The 8,571-nt window shown below is 50.9% G+C and carries 7 protein-coding genes, 1 other RNA gene and 1 other annotated feature; of the genes, 2 read left to right on the forward strand and 6 right to left on the reverse strand.

Features of this window, described 5'->3' with window-relative positions:
* Window positions 1–33: 33 nt before the first annotated feature.
* Window positions 34–1,062: a type I glyceraldehyde-3-phosphate dehydrogenase gene (gene gap / locus ACE418_RS11995; RefSeq protein WP_416450836.1), complete on the reverse strand. Its 1,029-nt coding sequence runs from the start codon at window positions 1,060–1,062 to the stop codon at window positions 34–36.
* A 135-nt stretch (window positions 1,063–1,197) separates the two neighbouring features.
* Window positions 1,198–1,917 carry a YdcF family protein gene (locus ACE418_RS12000; RefSeq protein ID WP_416450837.1) on the reverse strand — a complete coding sequence of 240 codons (720 nt, stop codon included), beginning with the start codon at window positions 1,915–1,917 and terminating at the stop codon, window positions 1,198–1,200.
* 198 nt (window positions 1,918–2,115) lie between these two features.
* Between ACE418_RS12000 and ssrA the strand changes: the two genes are divergently transcribed.
* Both ssrA and ACE418_RS12010 read left to right on the forward strand, forming a co-directional pair.
* Window positions 2,116–2,466: a transfer-messenger RNA gene (gene ssrA / locus ACE418_RS12005) on the forward strand.
* Between the two features lie 380 nt (window positions 2,467–2,846).
* Window positions 2,847–3,085 (forward strand) — a binding site (T-box leader).
* Between the two features lie 67 nt (window positions 3,086–3,152).
* Window positions 3,153–4,490: an MFS transporter gene (locus tag ACE418_RS12010; protein ID WP_416450838.1), complete on the forward strand. Its 1,338-nt coding sequence runs from the start codon at window positions 3,153–3,155 to the stop codon at window positions 4,488–4,490.
* 93 nt (window positions 4,491–4,583) lie between these two features.
* Here the strand turns inward: ACE418_RS12010 and ACE418_RS12015 are convergent, their stop codons facing one another.
* The 4 genes from ACE418_RS12015 to ACE418_RS12030 are packed head-to-tail and all read right to left on the reverse strand — an operon-like array spanning window position 4,584 to window position 8,136.
* A complete protein-coding gene (locus tag ACE418_RS12015) occupies window positions 4,584–5,153 on the reverse strand; it encodes a GDSL-type esterase/lipase family protein (protein WP_416450840.1) in 570 nt (189 codons plus the stop codon).
* Entirely contained in the window at window positions 5,150–6,625 is a 1,476-nt protein-coding gene (locus ACE418_RS12020) for a tryptophan transporter (protein WP_416450842.1), read from the reverse strand. The genes ACE418_RS12015 and ACE418_RS12020 overlap by 4 nt, the downstream gene beginning before the upstream one ends.
* Before the next feature lie 12 nt (window positions 6,626–6,637).
* The gene (locus tag ACE418_RS12025; protein WP_416450844.1) at window positions 6,638–7,321 is read right to left on the reverse strand and encodes an energy-coupling factor transporter transmembrane component T family protein; all 684 of its coding nucleotides are present in this window, start codon (window positions 7,319–7,321) and stop codon (window positions 6,638–6,640) included.
* Window positions 7,321–8,136, reverse strand: coding sequence for an energy-coupling factor ABC transporter ATP-binding protein (locus ACE418_RS12030; protein WP_416450843.1), 816 nt, complete (start codon window positions 8,134–8,136; stop codon window positions 7,321–7,323). The genes ACE418_RS12025 and ACE418_RS12030 overlap by 1 nt, the downstream gene beginning before the upstream one ends.
* Window positions 8,137–8,571: the final 435 nt, after the last annotated feature.

Consider the following 8,571-nt stretch of genomic DNA (forward strand, 5'->3'; position numbering starts at 1 on the left):
CTGTTTACCCGTCGGGAAATGCGTCGCTACAAATTAGTGTTTGCTGTTGTAGTCGTTCATGACAGCAATGAGGTTGAGGACTTTGTTGGAGTAGCCGATTTCATTGTCGTACCAGGAAACGACTTTTACGAAGGTGTCCGTCAAAGCGATACCAGCTTTAGCGTCGAAGATGGACGTAAGCGGGCAGCCGAGGAAGTCAGAGGAAACAACAGCTTCGTCGGTGTAGCCGAGGATGCCTTTGAGTTCGCCTTCAGAAGCTTTTTTCATAGCTGCGCAGATTTCGTCGTACGTAGCCGGTTTAGCGAGGTTGACCGTGAGGTCGACGACGGAAACGTCGAGGGTCGGTACACGCATGGACATACCCGTCAATTTGCCGTTCAATTCCGGAATGACTTTGCCGACAGCTTTAGCAGCACCCGTCGTGGACGGAATGATATTGCCAGCAGCTGCGCGGCCGCCGCGCCAGTCTTTCATGGACGGGCCGTCAACGGTTTTCTGAGTAGCCGTCGTGGAATGAACCGTCGTCATGAGGCCTTCTTTGATACCGAAAGCATCGTTGAGGACTTTAGCGATCGGAGCGAGGCAGTTCGTCGTGCAAGATGCGTTGGAAACGATCTGCTGGCCTTTGTATGTATCGGTGTTAACGCCGCAAACGAACATGTCTGCCTGACGGCCGTCAGCACCCTGTTTGGAAGGAGCGGAGAGTACAACGTATTTTGCACCAGCTGCGAGGTGTTTTTCAGCGAGGTCCATGGTGAGGAAACGGCCTGTCGATTCAACGACATATTCAGCGCCGACTTCGTTCCATTTGAGGTTTGCCGGATCTTTTTCAGCGGTTACGCGGATTTTTTTGCCGTTAACGATGAGCTGGCTGTTTTCGACGTCAGCTTCGATTGTGCCATCGAACTGGCCGTGCATGGTATCATATTTGAGCATGTATGCCATGTAGTCAACCGGGCAAAGGTCGTTGATGCCTACGATTTCGATGTCATCACGAGTCTGTGCTGCGCGGAAAACAAAACGACCAATACGACCGAAACCATTAATACCAACTTTAATCATTGTCGATACACTCCTTTTGAAAACGAAAATAACTTTTTTACATAATTCTAAGAACTTGAGGGCCTTACTACTTACACTGTAAGTATGCCACATTGGGTACGATTTTGCAATACCATGGACGTTTTATGTCCCGATTTATTGCATCCGCAAAGATGCCGCGGCGATGCCGACATATTCCTTAATGGCCAAACAGGAGTTAAATAAGTAGAAGGACTGGGGTATGATGGAATATCCCGACCAATTCGTCACAGCGCTCGTATGATAATCACAGGGATATGGCGTCACGTCCAGACCCTGGCGTTCAAAGAACCGGACAGACCGGGGCATGTGGAAGGCACTCGTGACCAGAATGGGCTTCGTCCACCCCTGCTGACTGCAGATTTGTTTAGAAAAAGCGGCATTTTCTGCCGTATTGCGGCTTTTGTCGTCCATGAATATCTTATCTTCCGGTACGCCCAGGGATAAAAGCATCCGCTTTTCAATAGACGATTCGTTGGCATCGCCCTTGAGGATCGTCCCGCCCGATAAGAGGATGGGCAGGTTCTTGGCTTTTTGCAGGCGCAGGGCCATGAGGAAGCGGTTAGCCGCTGCACTGCCGACTTGTCCGGTCCCATCGAAATCAGGGACACCTGCCCGGGAACCGCCGCCGAGCAGGATGATGACATCTCCATCGACGGAAGCTCCCTGCGGCTGATCGTAGGCTGTTTCCAAGGGATGAATGATGCCGTTCGATACCGGTTCAATAGAGAGCAGATAGAAAACAGCCGTAATGACTGCCAAAGCCCAGCGTCCTGGACTGTGTTTGCGGAACATATAGCAGAGCAGCAAAATTAAAGCCAGGACAATGCCGCCCATAGGTAAAATCCAAGCATAAAACCATTTAATGATATATAATAACAAAATAAAGGCATCCTTTCTGAGTATTAAGTTTGTAGTTTGTAGTAGCGACCTGCGGCCTGCATTCCATACATATTATATCATAAACTTCATTGGCAAAAGGTAAAATATATGCTATACTTATTTTGAATCCCTGTAAAGGGATAGTCTATCCATGGGGATGTAAAGGTTTCGACGTGGATGGTTGTATCATGAATAGCGAGCCGGGGTTTCATCTGCCCGTAAATCGGTGAACCTTTTAAATTAAACGCAAAAGAAAACAATTTTGCTTTAGCTGCCTAATCGCGGCTAACGTCTCCTGCTGCTAATCCTGCGGGCAGCTCGTAGACGTCACTTAGCGGGATACCACATGGCTTTGCCTGGCAGTCGTGTCGGGAAACTCACAGGCTGGAATCGTCTAGTTTGTCCTTGTACGAAAACGGTTTAAGATCCTAACAAGGTCTGCGCTCGGAGAAGTTCATGGGGCGGCATTTACGGACAGGAGTTCGACTCTCCTCATCTCCACCATAGGTAAAGGAGCTGTCGCATCACGCGACAGCTCCTTTTTTACGTTGAGCGTAGGTCATTCATCGTTGGTCGTAAAGATAAAAAATATCAACCTGCCACAATGAACGATGAACTACGAACAAATAACTTTTAATTTATTAGCGGATGGTTTTAAATTTAAAGGCCTTCGTGCAACGGCCTTTTTGTATTGTAGGGGCGACCACGTGGGGCGCCCGTTCAAGCAAATTGGCACGGGATTCTTACATGTACCCGACGGGCTCGCCACGTGTGAGCCCTCCCAGCAAGCAAGGCTTTTAGATAAAATTTTCGAATCCACTATTGACAAAAGTATGCACAAGGTCTATGATAAGGACCGTAAGTTAAACATCGATTTTATATTTTGACATTCGATGACGAGAAAGAGTACATTTTTACGGAAGCGCACAGCGAGCCGGGTATGGTGAAAGCCGGTGGTGAAAGGAAAATGGAAAATCATCTCTGAGAATTGCAGTTGAAATAAGTAAACTGCACCGTCTGATCCACGTTACAGGAAACGCGTATGATAGTACGTTGAAAAGTGCCTTGTCTTTTTGGCGAGGAATATTGGGTGGTACCGCGGATATGAACTTCCGTCCCTTGTGGACGGGAGTTTTTTTTATTTCATGTTTATCTTATGACTATATGACTCACAATAGGAGGAATTCATCATGGAAAACATCAATTTCGACAGTCTGAAACGACGGAGAGATCTTCGCATCATTTTACCGGTCTTTCTTGTCTCGATTATAGCCTGCATCGACCGCGTCAATATTTCCTACGCTAAACTGACCATGACCCAGACGCTTTCATGGTTGTCGCCGGAAGTATACGGCTTCGGCGCTGGTATCTTCTTCGCCGGGTATCTGCTCCTGGAAATCCCTGGTTCCCTGTTCGCCGCTAAGTTCTCGGCATCGAAATGGATTTCCCGCATCATGTTCACCTGGGGCGCCGTCAGCCTCTGTATGGCTTTCGTCACCACAGAATGGCAGTTTTACCTGTGCCGTTTCTTATTAGGGGCTTCGGAAGCCAGTCTCTATCCGGTCATCTATTCCCTGTTGTTCCCCCGCTGGTTCACGGCGGCTGAACGGGCCCGCGCAACCTCGCTCATGCTGACGTCGCTGTTGCTCTCGACCATCGTCGGCGCACCGATTGCCGGCGTCCTCTTGGAACATTCCTTCTTCGGCCTCTTGGGCTGGCAGGAACTGTTCATCCTGGAATCCATCCCGGCTCTCTGCTTTGCATTTTACTTCTTCTTTGCCGTCAAAGACCGTCCTGACCAGGCCAGCTGGCTGACCGATGCTGAAAAAGAATATTTGACGACGATGTACCAGGAAGAACAGGCCAAGATGCAGAGCGTCAAAAAATACACGGTCTTCCAGGCATTCACCGATACAAAAGTCTTAAAACTCTGCCTCATCTATTTCCTCTGGGTCGTCGGTTTCTGGGGCTTCTATTTCTGGATGCCGACCGTTCTCAAGAACCTCTCCGGCTGGTCTACATCGCTTATCGGCGGAGCTATCGCTATCCCCATGATGGCAGCCCTGGTCGTACAGCTGGTCATCGGCCATACCGCTACGGTTACGGGCGATAAAGTATGGCATGTCTTCGGGGCTTTGGCCGTCGGCGCTGTCGGTCTCGGTTTATCGCCATTTGCACACAATATGGGCGCCGCCTTGTTCCTCATCTGCTTATCGGCAATCGGTATCCACGCCTCCATGGGTGTATGGTGGACCATCCCGACGACCTTCCTGTCCGGCCCGGCAGCTGCCGGCTCCATCGCCCTCATCAACTCCTGTGGCAATCTGGGCGGCATGTTCGGCCCGAATATGATGGCCTGGGTCCAGGCACAGACAGGCAGTTTTGACATGGGCTATTACCTCATGGCCGTCTTCATGTTCTGCGCAGGCCTTCTGGTCCTGACGTTGAAATACAAAGTCAACGGAGCGGCTAAAAAAGACGTTCTCCTCGACGCCAAAGCAGAAGTCCAGCCTACAGCCGGGCACTAATGGTGCGTGGCTAACTGCTAACTGCTAAAAAAGACCGACACATTAAGCAAAAAGATGCTTAATGTGTCGGCCTTTTTTACTAGCCACGAGCCACTAAACGTCCATTGCCTTCAGCACGGCCCGGGCAAAAACGGCGTAGCCTTCCGCATTGGGATGGACGCCGTCGGCGTAGAGATTCTTCCCGGTCCGTCTTTCCGCCTTGAGCAGGGCTTCGTAGAAATCAATGACGATACAGCCCGTTTCTTGTCCGTAGGAAAGCAGCCAGTCCCGATACTGACGGAGTTCATCATTGTGTTTGTCTACATCACTGGCATTTTGCCAGCCGTACATAGCGCTTTCCATCTTAGTCAGCGGCGGAATGCCCAGATATACCGGTTTCCCCTGTTCCTTCAGCATGGCAACCATAAGCTGTATATTCTGACAAATGCGTTCCACTCCGCCATCGAGCAGGATGTCATTGGAACCTCCCATGAGGAAGAACGCATCGTAGCGGCTGAGGTCGAATTGATGGAGGCGATAGACCATGCCCGTCGTCGTATCGCCGCACTGCCCTTCATTATCAATATGGATATGGCTCTGGCCCGACACCAGGGACGTCCAGCTCTGATCCGGCCGGACGTCGAAGCCATATGTCAGGCTATCCCCCAGACACAGGAGTTTCATGCCTGGACCGCTTTCTGGACGGCCGTTACAGCCGCATCCGTTGACAGCCACGGGGCATCAAAGTGGCAGCCGGCTTTTTCCAAATCCATCTGGCAGGCAAAGATTTTCGGGATAGCGCTGGTATAAACCTGATGGTCATACATATAACGCAGTGTCGTTTCAACATCGGCATCGCTGAGGATATGGCCGTGATCCAGCAGGACCAGCCGGTTGGCATAGGGCAGCGCCGCTTCCAGCGTGTGTTCAATGACGACAATCGTATGGCCGTATTTGACATTCAAATCGTGTATCAGTTCGTAAAATTCATGGGTCCCTTCCGGGTCCAGGGCCGACGTCGGTTCATCGAAGACCAGGATATCCGGATCCGTTGCCAGGACATCGGCAATGACCAGCCGCTGGCGCTGACCGCCGGATAATTTCGTGACCTGGCGGTGGCGGTACGGCGTCATATTGACCTTTTCCAGAGCTTCCGTAATGGCCTGCCCGATTTTATCCGGGGCTACGCCCTGGTTTTCCAGGCTGAAGGCAATTTCTTCTTCAACAGTCATCGCAACCAGCTGGCTATCGTAATCATCGAGCATAGCCCCAACGCGGGTTGCCAGCTGCGAAATCGTCGTCTGCGTCGTCGCCTGGCCATCGACATAGACCATCCCTTTCATGACGCCGCCGAAATAATGGGGAATCGCGCCCGTCATAGCCATGCAGAGAGAACTCTTGCCGCTGCCGCTTTCCCCGGCAATAACCAGGAAATCACCTTTCTGGACCGTCATAGTGACATCATCCAGCACTGGCGTCTTCTGCTTATTATAGATGTACGACAAGTGTTCCATGGAAATGAGACCATCCTGAGACGGCTTCAAATCATACATACTGTGGTCCGACGTCACTTCCTGTTCTTCCAGGGAATCGAGGATGCCCCGGGAAACGAAAAGGCGCAATGCCGGAAAATACATGAGCGGCGTAACGATGGCATTCAATGCACCGATGACGACAACCAGGGGCAGCATTGCCGTAAAATAGACGACATTCGGCAAATTCATGACGAACTTCAAAATCGTGACAAAGGCACCACCACTCATGCAGGTAGCGGCAAAACCGGTCAGGACAGGCAGGCACGAATGGCCCTTGAATTTAATGAATGCCAGATTCTTGACGATGAAAGTACAGGTCAGCGCGCCAAGAGGTTCACTGATGAGGTTGCCATAAGGAAAACCCGACTTCGACGTCAGAACGTTGACCAAAGCAGCAACCAGGCCGATGCCCAGGGCTTGTTTATAACTCGGCTTAGTCAGGCAAATGGCAACGCAGTATGTGGCGATAGTCCAGTTTGGCGTGACGCCGCCGACACTCGGCGAGACGAGGTGCAAAATCGTACCGATAGCCAGCATGAGTGTCGTAATGGTAATCCAGCGGAACTGACCGCCTTGACGGTGATGAAATTCTAATTTAGATATATCTGCAACAGTTTTCATCTTGTTCCCCTCCTAAACCAAATCCTGCAGGCGTAAATAAACGACGACACAGCTCAGGGCCAGCATGATGATGATGCCCACATAGTCCCGTCCTTTAGGGCGGACGTTACTCATGAAGCTGTGTTCATTACTGCCAAATCCCCGCAATTCCAGGCTGAGAGCCATCGTTTCCGACCGGCCCAAAGACTTGAGCATCAGCGGCTGGACGACGCTCATATAATTGATGACCTTTTTAAAGACATTACCCTTCGTCGATAAGCCCCGGCAGGCCTGGGCTTCCTGGACGGCCTTGCTTTCTGCAATAAAATCTGGTACGAAACGCAGGGCTGCCGTAAACATAAAAGCATATTCATAAGGAATCTTAATCTGCTTGACCAAGGCGGCCGTCAAATCCTGAAGGCGCGTCGTCGTCAGCAAAATGATAAAGACGATAGTCATAGCCAGCATGCGGAGCCCCGTAACATATGCCGATTCCAGGGAACCACCGCCCAAGAGCTGGACGACGGCCAGGAAGACGGCAAAGACAGCCAGGCTGAATACGGCCTTGATATTGCGCGATAAGCTGCCGCATAATCCCAAAAGGATGATTTCGATAATGACTAAGACGACTAAAGGCAGCGTCGTGTGTATGACCAGGGCCCAGAAAGAAAAGGCAAACGTGCCGATTAATTTCGTAACAGGGACTAAATGCTTCATCATTTGCGGGTACCTCCTATCCGTTCCAGCATGGCTGCCGTAAACTCTTTCATGGATTTACAATAAGGAAAATCCGGGACCGCCATCGACAGGGTCACGGCATCGGGCCGACTCAGGCCCAAATCGTATAAATCGTCGCGCTGGGTAAACAATTCCTGCGGGGTTCCATCGAAAGCCTTGGTATGATTGCCGATGACCAGCACGCGCTGACAGTATTCGGCGAAAATATCCATATCGTGACTGATGATGAGGATGGTCATGCCCTTTTTGTTGAGTTCCGTCAGCAGCGCCATAAGCTGTTCTTTGTCTTCGCTGTCCTGACCGCTCGTCGGTTCATCGAGAACGATATACTTCGTGTGCATGGCAATGGCAGAGGCAATCGCGACGCGTTGTTTTTCCCCGCGGTTCAGATTGGGCGGATAGGCTTCTGCTAATCCGGTCAATTCAGTCGCAGCTAAGGCTTCCTCGACGGCCTGATGGATCTCATCACGGCTCATGCCCAGCTGTTGCGGCCCATAGGCCACTTCTTCGCGGACTGTCGGCCGGAACATCTGCCGTTCCGGCCGCTGGAAGACATAGCCGATAAAATGACTGCGTACCGACGCATCGTCGTCATTAATGACCTTGCCGTCGTATCTGATTTCACCGGACACCGGCTTTTCCAGCCCCATGAGCAGGCGCGTCACCGTCGTCTTGCCGCAGCCGTTGCGACCGCCGAGGCCAATGAATTCGCCCTCCCCGATTTGTACATTTACGTGTTCCAGTACGGGTACGCCATTCCCGTAATTGAAACTGACATCTTTCATTTCCAGCATCTCTATCTCCCCTTCTGTCTGAAGACAACAAAAAAACCTTCCGTCCCTGTATAGGGACGAAAGGTTTGGTTTCTTCCGCGGTGCCACCCAGATTGACTCAGTAAGTCCAGCTCTACATGTACGGCCATAAGCGATACACGTTTCTTTGATAGCGGTGGAAATACACCGTCGCACCCTACTGGTCACCGTTCAGGCCGCATCTCCCGAATCCATTCTATCCGCCGGTCCGTGCCGAACTCCCACTGCCATCGGCTCGCTGGAACTGCCACAATCGGATATACTCGTTTCGTTCATCGACAAATCCATTTATATTTTGCTTTATTATATACTTGCTATGCGCCTATTGTCAAGGACTTATCCCGGAAGTTTGACACTTGCTCCTTACTTCATTGAATAAGAAATCCTATAACCAAGCCATTGATAGCTATTTTTTTC

The sequence above is a fragment of the Megasphaera jansseni genome, from assembly GCF_047974155.1.
Lineage (GTDB): Bacteria > Bacillota > Negativicutes > Veillonellales > Megasphaeraceae > Megasphaera.